12 protein-coding genes and 1 tRNA gene are annotated in these 15,313 nt (G+C 60.6%); 9 read left to right on the top strand and 4 right to left on the bottom strand.

The genetic code is table 11. The annotated features are described in order from the left end of the window. Window positions 1–14: 14 nt before the first annotated feature. Entirely contained in the window at window positions 15–701 is a 687-nt protein-coding gene (locus J0663_RS13780) for a PspA/IM30 family protein (RefSeq protein ID WP_207240886.1), read from the bottom strand. A 111-nt stretch (window positions 702–812) separates the two neighbouring features. On the opposite strand from J0663_RS13780, the gene J0663_RS13775 reads away from it, so the two are divergent. From J0663_RS13775 to J0663_RS13760, 4 genes are all read left to right on the top strand, one after another. Next, window positions 813–1,427, top strand: a complete 615-nt coding sequence (locus J0663_RS13775) for a TetR/AcrR family transcriptional regulator (RefSeq protein ID WP_207240885.1) — start codon at window positions 813–815, stop codon at window positions 1,425–1,427. Between the two features lie 427 nt (window positions 1,428–1,854). Beyond that, entirely contained in the window at window positions 1,855–2,634 is a 780-nt protein-coding gene (locus J0663_RS13770; protein WP_207240883.1) for an SDR family NAD(P)-dependent oxidoreductase, read from the top strand. Between the two features lie 524 nt (window positions 2,635–3,158). Continuing rightward, window positions 3,159–3,719 (top strand): hypothetical protein, encoded by a 561-nt coding sequence (locus tag J0663_RS13765; RefSeq protein ID WP_207240876.1) that lies wholly within the window; start codon window positions 3,159–3,161, stop codon window positions 3,717–3,719. 61 nt (window positions 3,720–3,780) lie between these two features. Next, entirely contained in the window at window positions 3,781–6,969 is a 3,189-nt protein-coding gene (locus J0663_RS13760) for a type ISP restriction/modification enzyme (protein WP_207240874.1), read from the top strand. Window positions 6,970–7,051: 82 nt separating this feature from the next. On the opposite strand, the gene J0663_RS13755 is transcribed toward J0663_RS13760, so the two are convergent. Both J0663_RS13755 and J0663_RS13750 read right to left on the bottom strand, forming a co-directional pair. Further along, the gene (locus J0663_RS13755) at window positions 7,052–8,539 is read right to left on the bottom strand and encodes a hypothetical protein (RefSeq protein WP_207240869.1); all 1,488 of its coding nucleotides are present in this window, start codon (window positions 8,537–8,539) and stop codon (window positions 7,052–7,054) included. A gap of 113 nt (window positions 8,540–8,652) precedes the next feature. Beyond that, window positions 8,653–8,727 (bottom strand) — tRNA-Gln (locus J0663_RS13750). 164 nt (window positions 8,728–8,891) lie between these two features. Here J0663_RS13750 and J0663_RS13745 point away from each other — a divergent pair. From J0663_RS13745 to J0663_RS13730, 4 genes are all read left to right on the top strand, one after another. Beyond that, window positions 8,892–9,809 (top strand): MBL fold metallo-hydrolase, encoded by a 918-nt coding sequence (locus J0663_RS13745; RefSeq protein WP_207240865.1) that lies wholly within the window; start codon window positions 8,892–8,894, stop codon window positions 9,807–9,809. A gap of 2 nt (window positions 9,810–9,811) precedes the next feature. Then, entirely contained in the window at window positions 9,812–10,279 is a 468-nt protein-coding gene (locus tag J0663_RS13740) for a thiol-disulfide oxidoreductase DCC family protein (RefSeq protein WP_207240864.1), read from the top strand. Continuing rightward, window positions 10,276–12,000: a saccharopine dehydrogenase family protein gene (locus tag J0663_RS13735; RefSeq protein WP_207240863.1), complete on the top strand. Its 1,725-nt coding sequence runs from the start codon at window positions 10,276–10,278 to the stop codon at window positions 11,998–12,000. Before J0663_RS13740 ends, J0663_RS13735 begins: the two co-directional genes overlap by 4 nt. A 280-nt stretch (window positions 12,001–12,280) precedes the next feature. Continuing rightward, the gene (locus J0663_RS13730; RefSeq protein ID WP_207240861.1) at window positions 12,281–12,961 is read left to right on the top strand and encodes a peroxiredoxin-like family protein; all 681 of its coding nucleotides are present in this window, start codon (window positions 12,281–12,283) and stop codon (window positions 12,959–12,961) included. 720 nt (window positions 12,962–13,681) lie between these two features. Here the strand turns inward: J0663_RS13730 and J0663_RS13725 are convergent. Further along, on the bottom strand, window positions 13,682–14,590 hold the full coding sequence (locus tag J0663_RS13725; protein WP_207240859.1) for a DUF1499 domain-containing protein: 909 nt from the start codon (window positions 14,588–14,590) through the stop codon (window positions 13,682–13,684). Window positions 14,591–14,922: 332 nt separating this feature from the next. Between J0663_RS13725 and J0663_RS13720 the strand changes: the two genes are divergently transcribed. Continuing rightward, window positions 14,923–15,309, top strand: coding sequence for a hypothetical protein (locus J0663_RS13720; protein ID WP_207240857.1), 387 nt, complete (start codon window positions 14,923–14,925; stop codon window positions 15,307–15,309). Window positions 15,310–15,313: the final 4 nt, after the last annotated feature.

Genomic DNA, 15,313 nt, shown 5'->3' with positions numbered 1-15,313 from the left:
GTGGGATGACGATCTCAGGCGGCCGGCGTGATGCGGCTCTTCAGCCGGGCGAGCACGTCATCGGCCGATGAGGTAAGCGGCGCGCCGCAGCCGGCATTGGCAAGCTTTTCGATGATGCCGGCCGGCCGGGTGGCGCTTTCCGTCTCCTTCAGCGCCGCCGCCGTCAGCTCGTTCTGGCTCTGGCGCAGGCGAAGCCTGGCCAACGTCTCCTCGGCCTCGTCGAGGGTGGCAAGGCCGGGGCCGGCGACGGCGATATCGAGCTTCTGCGCCTGCTCGGTGGCGCGGGCCAGCCGCTCGCCGCGCTGCAGCGCCTGCAGCCGCGCCTCGGCATCCCTGACGATGCCCTTCAGCTTGGCGATACCGGTGGTGAACTGGCTTTGCGCCTGTTCCGACGCGTCGCGCTCGGCCTCGAGAAAGGCGATCGCCTCGGCCGCTTCCCGCGCCAGGCCTTCATTGCCCTTGGTGAGTGCCGCGGTGGCGCGGGTCTCGAGATCGGCGATGCGGGCAAGGATCGCCTGATGCTGCGCCTTCTCCTGCTCGTTCTGGGCAATGGCGACGGCGACGCTGCGCCGCGCCGTCTGGATCGACTGGGCGGCATCGCGGATCTGCTGGGCCAGCAGCGGCACGGCGTTGCGATCGGCGAAAGCCTGCTCGGCATCATGCGCCCTGCCCCGCAGCAATGTGGAAATCAATTTGAACATTTCCTTCCTCCGGTTTATGAACGTTGTTCACGAGACGAGTTATGGCAGAATCATGAACGACGTTCAAGATAATTATTGAACGTCGTTCATAAAATCGAAATGGAATGGTTAATGGCCGGCAGACGAGAAGAAAAACGGGAGGATTTGAAGGCCCGGCTGATCGAGGCGGCGCGCGAGCGCATCGCCCGCGACGGCCTTGCCAACCTGCGCGCCCGCGACATCACCCAGGATGCCGGCTGCGCGCTCGGCGGCCTCTACACCGTCTTCTCCGACCTCGCCGAGCTCGTCATCCATGTGAATTCCGCGACGCTGAAGGCGCTGGAGGCCAGGCTGACGCTTGACGAGGCCAGGGGCAAAAGCCCGACCGATCGCCTGCGCAACCTCGCCCAGGGCTACCTCGCCTTCGCGGTGGAACACCGCAATCTCTGGAAGGCGCTGTTCGACCACTTCCCCCCCGCCACCAGCCCGACGCCGCAATGGCACCTGGACGAACACCTCTTCCTGATGGACGTGATCGCCGAACCGCTCGCCGAACTGCAGCCCGACATGCCGCCCGAAGACCGCGCCATCCGCGCCCGCACATTGTTTGGCGCGGTGCATGGGGTGGTCAGCATCAGCCTGGAGGGGCGCTTCGTGGGATTGCCGCTGGAACGGTTGGCACGCGAGGTGGACGAGCTGGTGCAGACGATTGCCGCGGGGGCGGAGCTGCGGCGGCAGGGGATGTGAGGTGGCGTCGGTTGGAGTGGCCCAGCCTGACGAAGTTGCCGTTTTCGCCGAACCCCACCCCACTCTCCGTCATCCTCGGGCTTGACCCGAGGATCCACGCCCGCCGACGATTACTGGCGCCAAATCATTGAATCACCGACGAAAATCGCCCCTCATCCGCCTGCCGGCACCTTCTCCCCGCGCGCGGGGCGAAGGGACCATGACGCGCCCTCTCCGTCCCTCTCTGACGTCTCGTTTGGCACGTCCCCTCGCCCCGTTTTTACGGGGAGAGGGTTAGGGTGAGGGGCAAGCATCCGCACAACGGACAACCCCAAAACGTTACTTCGGGAGATCACGCGCCGGGAACCCACACCCCAACTCCTGCATTGAGCCCCCAACCAAAACCTGCTTGACTCCCCACCCCACGCCCACCGCGAAAGGAACCCCCATGAGCCGCATCTTTATCACCGGTTCCACCGATGGCCTCGGCCTCGCCGCCGCCCGTACCCTCATCCGCGAAGGCCACGACGTCGTGCTCCACGCCCGCTCCCGCGAGCGCGCCGCGGCAATCGCCGAGACCTCAGCCGCCGCCCTCGGCCTGGTCATCGGCGATCTCGCCAGCGCCGTCGAAACGCGCTCCATCGCCCATCAGCTCAACACCATCGGCCGTATGGACGCCGTCATCCACAATGCCGGCATCTATCTCGAACGCAGCCGCGGCGAAACGCCTGAAGGCCACGCCAAGACGCTGGCGGTCAACACGCTCGCCCCCTATCTGCTCACCGCCTGGATCACGCGGCCTGACCGGCTGATCTATCTCAGCAGCGGCATGCACCGCAGCGGCAGCAGCGCGCTCGACGATATCGACTGGAAGAAGCGTCCCTGGAGCGCCAGCCAGGCCTATTCCGAAAGCAAGCTCTACATCGCCACGCTTTCCGCCGCCATCGCCCGCCACTGGCCGGACGTGCTGAGCAACGCCGTCGACCCCGGCTGGGTGCCGACCAAGATGGGCGGCGCCGGCGCGCCCGATGATCTGGAGATGGGGCATCTGACGCAGACATGGCTTGCGACGAGCGATGATGGTGCGGCCAGGGTCAGTGGTGGATATTGGTATCATCGGCAGCGGCGGGAGGCGGCGGCGGAGGTTGGTGATGTCGGGTTTCAGGATGCATTGGTGGAGAGCCTTGGGAAATTGACTGGGGTGCGGCTGTTTAACGGGCGCGGATGAGGTACAAGATCGGCGGGTTTGTCGGGCGTTGCTGCGTTCCCTCCCGATGTTTGACAGCAGGCTTTCCCTGGGCAATCGCATAGCCGCTTCGGGCTTCGGTTTGTTGCCGAGGTCGAAAGCAGCCTCGCATGTACTGCCGCATCTCCAGTGCGGTGCATTCGACCCCTCTGCCACCTCTCCGCGGTCAGGTCGGCGCTTGTTCGGCGCGGGCGTTCTGATAACGAGCGTCCTCATGTTATCAAAAGGCGGTTTACGAGATGCGCACGGTAAGCTGCAGCATTTCAAGTGCTGACAACTTGTGCCTTCGGCACAGGGCGAGACTCCAATCATAGGCATCGTAGAGACAGCCTAGGTAGAAACGAGGGCGAAGCATGGGACTTCCGAATAGCTACAGCACCGAGCTCCCAGTTCGTTGTCACGATCTCTTACAGTTTCTCCTACCAGTTGTCCTAGGTGATAGAGAAACCGCTTCACGGCACGGGGGCGCCCTCACGACGACGCTTACTCTGGCTTTGGCCACGCCTATGCTTACCCTTCCCATCGAACGGATCCAAAAACACCTTGGTGAGGATGAAGGTTATGCAGACGAACGCCTTCTCTCCAAACACCTCGCGAAGAAAATTGAGGCTGCCGTTCAGGGCAAGAAACTGTGCGACCATCCGATATTCGCGGAACTCGATTGGTCATTTCTGCAAAGTGTCCCGCTTTTCAATGTCGCACATGGCCTCCCACAAAAAATAGCAGAGGCCCTTCAATCACCCGACGCGCGAGAGTCTGCCAAGGAGCTGCCATTCGTGACCTTCCTGAACTGTCTCCGAAACGGTCTGTCACATGGTGGCATCCTGTATTTGAACGACCAAGGTGAGACTTCCTATGGGGAAGCGTCGATGTTGTGCTTCGTCAGCGCGCGACAGGATCGCACGCCACCGAAGTGCCACAACCGCCAGGGACGCTGTCCGACTGTAATCCCGACGATTCGAGATCTGCGCCTGCTCCGCATCTCCGAAAGTAACTTCCGAGAATTTTTAGGCCGGTGGATTGATTGGTTGGCTCGCGCGGAACTAACGAGCATCGCAGCGGAATGAACTATAAAAGGGCACTACCGCATGCCTAACAATAACGGTAGCTTCCGCTCGTGAGGGAATCATGAGCCAGCAGTTAATCAATCAATACCTTAATGAAATCGATCGCTTGCGGAAGTTTTCCGGCTCGGTGACGGAAGGGGTCATATCCGAGGCCTTCAAGGACCTCTTGAAAACTTGGGCCCGCCAGCTCAACTGGCAGTTCGCAGCGCAATACGAGTTTGCGTCGGCCCAGAGGTCACGCATCCGACCCGACGGCACAATCTTTCATTCGATCGGTCTCCCATTCGGTTACTGGGAGGCTAAGGACACAGCCGATGTCCTCGACGTAGAGATTAGCAAGAAGCTCGCGAAAGGGTATCCGCAGGACAACATAATCTTCGAGAACTCTAACACAGCTGTGCTGATCCAGGACCGACGTGAAGTCTACCGCTGCCCCATGAACGACAGCGAGTCGCTGTTAAAGCTGCTTAACCTGTTCTTCGACTATGAGAGAGCCGAAATCCGCGAGTTCCGCAAGGCGGTTGAGGAGTTCAAGACCTATCTCCCCTTTGTGCTGGATGCTCTACGTGAGCGCATCGACACTGCCTACGCCGAAAACGTGCACTTTAGAGCGGCGGCGCACAAATTCCTCGACACCTGCAAGGAGACTATCAACCCGACACTCTCGGAGGCAGACGTCAGGGAAATGCTGATCCAGCACATCCTAACCGAGGAGATCTTCACCCAGGTCTTCAACGAGGGCGACTTCCACCACGAGAATAATATCGCCAAGGAACTGTATGCGCTGGAGGGCAAGTTCTTCACTGGGGCAGTGAAGAAGGAGACGCTGAAAGGGCTGGAACCTTACTATGCCGCCATCCGGGCGAACGCCGCCCAGATTACCAGTCACTCGGAAAAGCAGACCTTTCTCAAGGTGATCTACGAGAATTTCTACAAGGTCTACGACACTAAGAAAGCCGACCGGCTGGGCGTGGTCTACACGCCAAACGAGATCGTCAAGTTCATGATAGAGAGCACGGACTGGCTCTGCGAGAGGCACTTTGACAAGAACCTGATAGACCCGCATGTCGAGATCCTCGATCCGGCGACCGGCACCGGCACCTTCATCTGCGAACTCCTGGAATATTTCCGCGGCGAACCGAAGAAGCTCGCGCACAAATACAAGAACGAATTGCATGCAAACGAGGTGGCGATCCTTCCCTATTATGTCGCCAACCTAAACATTGAGTCGACCTATGCTGCGATATCAGGCCAGTTCGCCGAATTTCCCAATCTCTGCTTCGTCGACACGCTGGACAATGTGGAGGGGCTCGGCATCCGCGCCGGCCACCAACACGACATGTTCGCGGCACTCTCGGACGAGAACATCGAGCGCGTGAAACGTCAGAATGCTCGCAAGATTTCGGTAGTCATCGGCAATCCGCCGTATAACCCACGACAGGAGTATTATGATCAGCGCAACGCGAACCGATCCTATAACCGAATAGATCAAACGATTAGGGATACATATATTCGACTAGGAACTGCACAGAACAAGAATACTGTGTATGACATGTATGTTCGGTTCATTCGTTGGGCGAGTGATAGACTCGCTGACGACGGTGTAATTGCATTTGTTACCAATCGGAACTTTGTGTCCAAAGCCGCATTCGATGGCTTCAGAAAAGCCGTAGCTAAGGAGTTCTCCGAAATTTGGTTGGTAGACTTGGGCGGCGACGTTCGAGATAATCCGAAGCTTTCTGGGACGTCTCACAACGTCTTTGGCATTCAGACCGGAATCGTAATCTCCTTTTTTGTCAAAAAGCGCGGGAAAACCGGCGCAGTTATTCGCTATCTTCGACGTCCTGAAAACGAGTTGGCGACCGATAAACTGTCGTTCCTCTCGCATTCCAAAATGTCAGATGCGCGTTTCGAGACAATCCTGCCGAACAAGACAGGTCAATGGCTGGAGCAGAGCGACAACGACTGGGGTGAATTACCTGCCGTCTGCTCAAAAGACGTCAAGGCATTCAAGAAAAACAAAAGTAATGCAATATTTCGCCTGTTCTCATTGGGAAATGCGAGCCACCGTGATGAGTGGGTATACGATCGCTCAAAGGAGCATCTGGAACGGAAAATAAAATACTTCATAAGCGCCTACGAGAGAGCCAGAAGCCTTGGTGAAAATGCGGCTACCGACATCAGTTGGGACCGCGAGCTGAGCAAGTATCTGACGTCTGGCGTCTCGAAGCAGTTCAGCCAAGAGTTGATCATTCGGGTCAATTATCGCCCGTTCCATTCAACGTGGTTTTACTTCGATCGGCATCTAAATGCGATGACATATCAATTGCCTGATATGTTTCCGCCAAACGCCGAGAACAAGATCATCAGCTTCAGCAGTGTCGGCGCTCGTGCTCCGTTTTGTGTGTCATCTGCGGCCTGTCCGGTAGACCTTCATTACGGCGCGGCTTCCGATGGCTACCAGGTTCTCCCTCTCTACCGCTACACCGCTAACGGCGAGCGGGTCGACAATATCACCGATTGGGGCCTAAAGCAGTTTCACAAGGCCTATGGCAAGGACGGACGGCTACTCCCGGGTGAGGGGGAAACGTCGGCGGAGCCGATAGCGCGAGGTGAACCTCCGGCCTCAGCGCCGGCCCAATATTCCCCCTTTGCCCCTGCCAAGGCATCTCCACAAGAAGGGGGGAGAGGGAAGCAGCGCACCATTGGCAAGGAAGACATCTTCCATTACGTCTATGCCGTGCTGCACGATCCGATCTATCGGGAGACCTATGCACTGAATCTAAAGCACGATTTTCCCCGCATTCCCTTCTACCCGGATTTCTGGATCTGGGCCACCTGGGGCGAAAGGCTAATGGCGCTGCATATCGGTTACGAGAGTGTCGAGCAATTCGATATCGCCCGAGCTGACACGCCTGACGAAGGTGCCCGCGCTGCCGGTGTCCTGCCAAAGCCAATTCTGAAGGCGGACCGAGACAATGGTGTGATCCGCATCGACACGGAGACCACACTCTCCGGCATTCCGAAAGAAGCGTTTGACTATCACCTAGGCAACCGTTCGGGGCTCGAATGGATCCTTGACCAATACAAAGAGAAGACGCCGAAGGACCCGACCATCCGGGAAAAGTTCAACACCTACCGGTTCGCCGACTACAAGGAGCACGTCATAGACCTCATTGCCCGCGTGACGACCGTGTCTCTTGAGACGATCAAGGTGGTCAACGCAATGAGATTGGCCAAGCGCAGGTAGGCCAGTCGTTGGGCGATGCGAAGATTCAGAATCTGGAAGTTCGCCTGGATTCGAACCAGGCGATGGCGGCACTCGAGGTGATTTAGTCCTCTTCTGCATCCTTCGTCGATGAAAGCTTGCTGGCAGACGCCGTCAACTTCCCGTCGATCAAATGCACTCGTCTGCGTTTGGCTACATCCGGCTTACCTGCCGCCAGCGCAAGCAGATTTCTCCACATATTTCCCATTGAGCCTACATCAATGACAACGTAATGACTATTGTTCGTGCCTTCCGCTAGCTCGTATGCTTGAAGTTGAGCTTTGTATCCCGCAACAATCTTCTTGTTTGTTGAAAGCTTTATTTCAACAATTACTTTGTGCTTTCCACTCGAAAACTTGAAATCGACCGGTCCCGCCCCAGCATCAGATTCCGGAGACATATCCAAGCCGTTCGCATCACAATACGCAAAAGCGATAGCCAGAAATAGGAGCTGTGCGTAACGCTCATGTCGAGGATTTCCATCGACATAGAAGGTTCTGCTGAGACGATTTTGCTCAATAAGCTTCTTAAACTGCCCGATAATGGCTTGGACAATATGCTCCACGCGTTGTAGTTCGGGAAGGCTAATATCGTCCTTTATTTCAAGCTTATGTAAGCTCGAAAAGGTTGCTGCATTTGGTTTCCACTGCATGAGCCCCTGTGGATCTTTAGCCATGTCGTAGGGTGTTTTTTCCAATATCTTGAGTACATCAAGAAGCGCCTGGAACGCCTGCGCGTCTTCCATCGCTCGTCGTTTAATCGCTTCCTTCTCTGCTTTTGTCCTAATCTTGAATATTTCACCGATATGCGCGTTGACCCTTTGCCTGACATCGTTATCGGTTTCCGCGGCGTCCTGTAGCGACGTCGCGTCGTTCATAACGGGGAGATGTTTTAAAATATCCGTAGGTAATAGAAGTAGCGGCGCACTGCTGAAGGGATTCACAAGCAGATCGCATTTGTGACCCGCGATATGTGTTGTTTGGGGCTCGTGAGATAGATTTTGTTCAGCCTGCATCTCCGCAATTATGCGCTGATTGAATGCGATAATGCAGTTGGCGCAGATGCTTGCGACCATGTCAGAGATGCGATCCGCGCCAATTCCCTCTTCGAATAACGACAATGTAGAGAAAAGTTCGGGATCTTTGACGCCCATGTTGACGACCGTTTTAGCCCAGCCAAGTGCTTTCTCAGCTAACTTTTTTCCGATGCCGCGACCACCGGCAGTCGAACTTTTGCCGTAACCCAGGCAGGTACCCCCTAGGCCTTTGACCTCTCCGGTTTTAAACAGCTGAAAGGCAGAATAGTAGGCCTTCGCATCCTGATCCGGGGTGCCTCGCGCAAGCAGAAGGGCGCAGATTTGCGTGAATCGAGCCTCGTATTCCGATGCGGCAAGATCCGAAAACTCCGGATGCGAGCTATAGTGAAGCAGAAATGGATCGATAAACAACGGGGAGTCGATGTCTAGTGTCGGGTCGAAAACTCCCTTCTTTTTAAGCCACTCGGGGTCGATATCAAAATATTCAGAAAAACTTACGCCGAATCTGTTGCGCATCTTCACTGCCTCAGTTTTGCCGAAGCTGAAGCTGAGCTGGAAACCTAAGAAATGCAACTTTTCAGCGACAGGAGAGTGTGGATAAAATTGCAATAGAGATGGGCAACGTGAATTGGCTGGGGCGCCTGGATTCGAACCAGGGGATGGCGGTACCAAAAACCGCTGCCTTACCGCTTGGCTACGCCCCACCAGAGCTTGAGCGGCGAACCGCTTGCTCGGATCGCGCCTGATTAGCAAAGCTCTTTGCCTGTCACAATGACTAAGTTTGCGCGTCGGGAAGATTTATGCGCGCGAAGCGGCGGGTGGCGTGCTAGCATAAGGCGATATTATCAACCTGAGATCATCGTCCCGCATGGAAAGTCCCGCATTCGACCTTGCTTTCGAGCCGGCCTATGGGCGGGCCGTGCCGGTTGCTCCGGATATCCACCGCATTACCGCGGAAAATCCCGGGCCCTTCACCTTTTTCGGCACCAACAGCTATCTCGTCGGGGCCTCCTCGCTTGCCATCATCGATCCCGGGCCGGAGGACGAGGCGCATTATCACGCGCTGATGGCGGCGATCGGCGGGCGTGATGTGACGCATATCTTCGTCAGCCATACCCATCGCGATCACTCGCCGCTTGCCCGCCGGCTGCAGGCGGCAACCGGCGCGGTGACGGTGGGGCAAGGGCCGCACCGGCCGGCGCGGCGGCTGCGCGACGGCGAGGTCAATCCCTTTGCCGAAAGCTCGGACATGGATTTCGTGCCCGATATCGCGCTTGGCGATGGCGAGACGATTGCGGGCGATGGCTGGGCGCTGACAGCGGTGCTCACGCCGGGGCATACGGCCAATCATGCCGCCTTCGCGCTCGAAGGGCGCGACATCCTGTTTTCCGGCGATCATGTCATGGCCTGGTCGACCTCGATCGTGGCACCCCCGGATGGGGCCATGGCGGATTACATGACCTCGCTCGACAAGCTGATAGCGCGCGAGGACGCCATGCTCTTTCCCGGCCATGGCGGGCCGGTGACGGAGCCCCGCCGTTTCCTGCCGGCGCTGAAGGCGCATCGCCTCAAGCGCGAGCAGGCGGTGCTGGCGCGCGTTTCGGCCGGCGACAGCGGCATTGCCGAAATGGTGAAAGCGATCTATCGCGATACCGATCCGAAGCTGCATGGGGCGGCGGCCCTTTCCGTGCTCGCCCATATCGAGGATCTCTTGGAGCGCGGCGAGATCGCGGCGGATGGGCCGCCGTCGCTGGCCGCCAGCTATCGGCCGGCGCGGCCAAGATGAGGATGGGGAGATCAAGCGTGGGGACAAAAGCCGCTTACAGCTATCGCAGCGATGCCGCCGTGCCCGATTTTGCCGATGACCGGCCGTTGATCGTCTTCGATGGCGAATGCGTCTTCTGCTCCGGCTGGGTGAAATTCGCGCTGAAGCACGACAGGCAGCGGCGCTACCGGTTTGTCGCCGCGCAGACGCCGCTCGGGGAAGCGCTCTACCGGCATTACGGGCTCGATGCGCGGGACTACGAGACCAATATCCTCATCGAAGAGGGCCGCGCCTTCTTCAAGTCGGATGGTTCGATCCGCATGGTCGCCGGCCTCGGCTTTCCCTATTCGCTGGTCAAGCTCTTCCGGCTGCTGCCGCGGCGCGCAGCAGACGCGCTTTATGAATTCATCGCCCGCAACCGGTTGAAGATCGCCGGACGGCAGAGCTGCATGGTGCCGACACCGGAGCAGCGCAGCCGCTTCATCGCATGAGCGGCGAGCGCCTATCCCTGCTGATCATCGGCGGCTACGGCACCTTCGGCGGCCGGCTGGCCCAGCTGCTCGGCGAGGAGCCGCGGCTCAGGCTGCTGATTGCCGGGCGCTCGCTCGAAAAGGCCGATGATTTCGTCGCCGATCTTCGATCGCCGAAAGGCGGCGCCGGGCGGCTCGGCGGCAACGATCTCGGGGCGCGGCTGCAGGCGGTGGCCTTCGATCGCGACGGCGATCTCGCCGAGCAGCTGACGCGGCTGAAGCCCGATCTCGTCGTCGATGCCTCGGGGCCGTTCCAGAGCTTCACTCGGGATGCCTATAAGGTGGTGCAGGCTTGCATCGACCTCGACATCGATTATGCCGATCTCGCCGACAGCACCGGCTTCGTCGCCGGCATCGCCGAGCTCGACGCGCAAACCAGGGCGAAAGGCGTCTTCGCGCTCTCCGGCCTCAGCAGCCTGCCGGCGCTCTCCTTCGCGGCGCTGGAGGCGATGGCGCCGCACTTCTCCCGCATCGAGAGTGTCTCGGCTGGCATTGCCCCGTCGGCGCATGTGAAGATCGGGCTCAATGTCGTCAAAGCCATCGCAAGTTATGCCGGCAGGCCGGTGGCGGTGCTGCGCGAGGGGCGGCCGGCCACAGGCTCCGGGCTGATCGATGACATCAGGGTGACGATCGCGCCGCCTGATGTGGCGCCGCTCGCCAGCCGGACCTTCCTGCTCGTCGATGCGCCCGACCTTGCGCTGCTGCCCTCCCGCCTGGCCGGCCTGCAATCCACCTTCACCGGCGTCGGCACCGAACCGCAGGCGCTGCAGCGGCTGCTGTCGGCTGCCGCCCGGCTGGTGCGTCTGCGGCTCCTGCCCTCGCTGCTGCCATTTGCGCGGCTCTTGCAGGCCGCCAGCCACCGCTTCGCCATCGGCGATCATCGCGGCGGCATGTTTGTCCGTGCCGGCGGCATCGATGGCGAGGGAAGAAAGCTCACCTGCGGCTGGCATCTGATTGCCGAGGGCGATGACGGGCCGTTCATTCCGGTCATCGGGGTGGAGGCGCTGGTGCGCCGGCTGCTCGAAGGCAAGCGGCCGGAAAGTGGTGCGCGGCCGGCGGCAGGCGAATTGTCGCTTAAGGATTTCGAGGCCGCCTTCCGGCGTTTTTCGATCACCTCTGGCATCCGGCTGGAGCGCGAGGAAGAGCCCCAACCGCTCTACCGGCGCATCCTCGGCAGCGCCTGGGAGCGACTGCCGCCGGCGCTGGCCGCAATCCATGCCGGCGGCGCCCGCACCGCCTCCGGCCGGGCGCGGATCGAGCGCGGCCGCGGCCTCATCGCCCGGCTCGTCGCTCTCGCCATCGGCTTTCCCCCGGCAGGCGACGATGTGCCGGTGACGGTGCGCTTTGCCGCCGAGGGCGACAGGGAGATCTGGACGCGCACATTCGGCAACCGAAACTTCCGCAGCTGGCAGGCCGAGGGCAAGGGCCGCGACCAGCACCTGCTCGCCGAGGTCTTCGGGCCGTTCCGGGTGCTGCTGGCGTTGGTGCCGGAGGAGAACAGACTGCGGCTCGTCGTGCGCGGCTGGCGGTTCTTCGGGCTGCCGCTGCCGCTGTTTCTGGCGCCTGGTGGAGAGACATATGAGGAGGAGCGCGACGGGCGCTTCCATTTCCACGTCGAGATCGGCGGGCGGCTGACAGGGCTGGTGGTGCGGTATGCGGGGTGGCTGGTGGTGGAGGAGTGAGGGTGGCTTCGCCAGGCTGGACCGACGACTGCCCCTCACCCTAACCCTTACCGGGGTCGAGCCACTGGTCTCTACCCCGGTCGGTGCCGGCAGGCGGATGAGGGGCGCGCGGCGATCGCGGCCGGCAAAACTGACACGACACCTCTCCCATCATTCTTTCCTCGAAGCGTGCTGGCCACTCCAGGCGATCGCAGGATCGAACGGTGGGTCTTCCTGCGACGAGCGCTATATTTCAATTTCGGGCGTTTCCCCTGAGACGATCCGAGAAAGGAATGACCTCATGGGAGTCCAGAAGCCCCCGCTGCAAGCTGGAGACACCGCGCCCGCGTTCGAACTCGCCACCGCCAATTTCGACGGAACGGTCTCTTTGGCCGATTTGAGCGGTCGCCCGTTCCTGATCGGCTTCTTTCGCGGGCTGCACTGCCCATTCTGCCGACGCCAGCTCGAACAGCTTGCCGGCATTGAGCCCACGCTCCGCGCCGCCGGGGTGAAGACCGTGGCCGTCATCAACACGCCGGTGGAACGCGCGCGCCTGTATTTCCGCCACCGTCCGACGCCGGTGACGCTGCTCTGCGATCCCGACTGCCACACACATCGCGCCTATGGCGTGCCGCATGCCGAGTTCCTGCCCGATGGCAGCAGCGAGCAGCCGGAATGGCCCTATCGCGCGACGATGGCGCAGTTCCAGGCGGCGCGCATCAACCCCACGGGCGAGTTTCCCGAACCGATCCAGCCGATGGAAGCCAACACGGTGCTCAACGCCAAGGACCACTTCGCGCTTGAAGAAGCCGATCAGGCGATCTTCGCCAAGCACGCCACCCAGCTCGTCGGGCACTTCCTGGTCGATGCGAACGGCACCATCGCCTGGGCACAAATGGAGGCGCTGGACGGACCCAACAGCCTTTGCACCTTCCCGACGGCAGCGGAGATCATCACTGCGGTGGGCGAGCTGGGACGCTGATCTGCTCACCTCCCTCATTCCCTTCCTCGGGTCTTGCCCGAGGAAGGGAATGAGGGAGATTGGGGTGGCGGCCGCACAAATCTTTGTTGGTGTGCCGCGTGGGCCGGCTGCAGATGCCGCCCCCTCTCGCAGCCCTTCGCTTTAGGCTCAGGGCGTTCGCCCCACCTCTCCTCCCTCATTCCTGTGCTCGTCATAGGAATCCAGCGACCGCGCGTCTGCGCGGTGAATGACTTCCCATCAGGCAAAGAGTCTCCCGCGCCCAGGGACCTGGGCGCACTGGATTCCTGTGACAGGCACAGGAATGAGGGAGATTGGGGTAGCGGTTCTCGCTGAAATTTTCGGTCGTGTGTTGTGTGAGCGGGTCGAGTCCGCCGCACCCTCTCCCGGCCCTTCGCTTTGGGCTCAGGGCGTTCGCCCCACCTCTCCTCCCTCATTCCTGTGCTCGTCACAGGAATCCAGCCACCGCGCGTCTGCGCGGTGAATGACTTCCCATCAGGCAAAGAGTCTCCCGCGCCCAGGGACCTGGGCGCACTGGATTCCTGTGACAGGCACAGGAATGAGGGAGGTTGGGGTGGCGGTTCTCGCTGAAATTTTCGGTCGTGTGTTGTGTGAGCGGGTCGAGTCCGCCGCACCCTCTCCCGGCCCTTCGCTTGGGCTCAGGGCGTTCGCAACTGCAATCGATTCACTGGATCGATTGCTGGCGCTTTGCGCCACCGTTGCTCACCCACCCGCAATTCCCAGGAGTTCGGCGTCGAGCGCCTTCAGATAATCGCCGGCGATTTCGGCGCTGAAGCCGAGGTCGTGCTGGCCGTAGCGGGAGGCGACGCGGATGTCGACGAAGGTGGTTTCGGCCTCTTCGCGCAGGCGGATCAGGATGTCGAAGCGCAGGCCGAGGACCAGGGTGCGGGTGGTCGCCTGCAGCGTCACGCCGTTGGCGCCGCGGATCAGCTTGGCGACATCATCGTCATAGGGGCGCGGCGTCGGCACGGGAATGATGCCGGGCGCATCGGATACCGCATCGTCGCCGGGCGCGGGCCTTGCCGGCCGGTCCTCGAGATCGCGGTCCGGCTCTGATGTGCCGCTGCTCCTGACGATCGTATAGCCGCTCTGCTTGGCGACCTTGCGCACCGCTTCCAGCACGCGGTCGAGCGCGCCCTCGTAGCGCCGGCCGGTCAGCTCGGGATAGGCAGCCATCTGCCTTTCGCGATCCTCAGGCGTCACGAGCGGATTGCGCTTCAGCCAGATCTGGTCGGCCTTCGGCGGCGACAGCCAGTCGGGTGCGGCGACCGGGTCGGTCGAGACATCGTAAATCTCCGGCAGGTTCAAGTAACGTTCTGCCGCGAGCGCCCCGAGCGCCAGCGGAAAGGCGGCATAGATCAGCGCCGCGAGTGCGGCGAGCCCGCCTTCGGCGCCCGATACCCAGAGGCTGCGCAGACCGAGCGCGGCGAGCAGCGCCGCCAGCAGCGCGCAGCCGACGGCAACGACCAGAAGCAGCACGAGATAGGGAGTGGCGAGGCCGCCGAAGCGGTGGGCGATCAGAACAGCGAGCGCCAGAACCAGCGAAAACGCCCCGATCAGCCGCGAAGCGTGGGCGGCGCTGGAAACGGGACGGTCGAAACGGATGGCCATCAAACTTACCGGTTGCTCGTCGGCGCCGCGCCTCAACCACGCAAATCGCCTTACCCCTGTTTAGAGCATGATGCCGAAAAGTGTGAAGCGGTTTTCGGACGATATCTTGCTCTATTTCTTTGATTTAGATCCGGATTCAGATTTTAGGCCGGTCCGGCCTGAAATCATTCGGATCTGGCCAAGATTCGGCTGAATTGAAACTGTTGTCGCAAGCATATCCGCTGGAATCTACGATGACGGCAGAAGGCCAATTCATAAGCCCTTGCTGATATGGCAAAAAAAGGCCATTCTGGCGCGGTTTCATCTCCAAGGTCATGCACAGGAGAGCCGGGATGATTGCACCCGAGATAGCAGCAAGGCCGCAGGCGTCTGCGCTTGGCGGGATCGACCACACCGAGCCGATGCTGCCGATGGAGCTCGTCGAGCTCGAACTTTCGCTCGAAGGTTATGCCGGCGGCGATGCCGGCTTCTGCGAGGCGGTGCGCCAGGCGGCGAACCGTGCCGGCGGCGAACTGCTGTTCGATCTGCCGGCCGGCGGCCTGATCGAGGATTGCCGCCGCATCGCCGTGCTGCGCATTCCCGATGGCGAAAGCATGCGCGTCGTGCTGGCGCTGCTCGACGCCAACGGCACCGAGATCCGCATGCAGGCGCCCGACGAGGAGACCACCCATCTCGTGCGCTTCGCCGATGCCTTCATCGAGGTGCTGGAGCGGATCTAAGCTC

The sequence above is a fragment of the Rhizobium lentis genome (assembly GCF_017352135.1).
In the GTDB taxonomy this organism is placed as follows: domain Bacteria; phylum Pseudomonadota; class Alphaproteobacteria; order Rhizobiales; family Rhizobiaceae; genus Rhizobium; species Rhizobium lentis.
The sequence above is the reverse complement of the archived record's forward strand: the minus strand, read 5'-3'. Positions and strand labels throughout refer to the sequence as shown.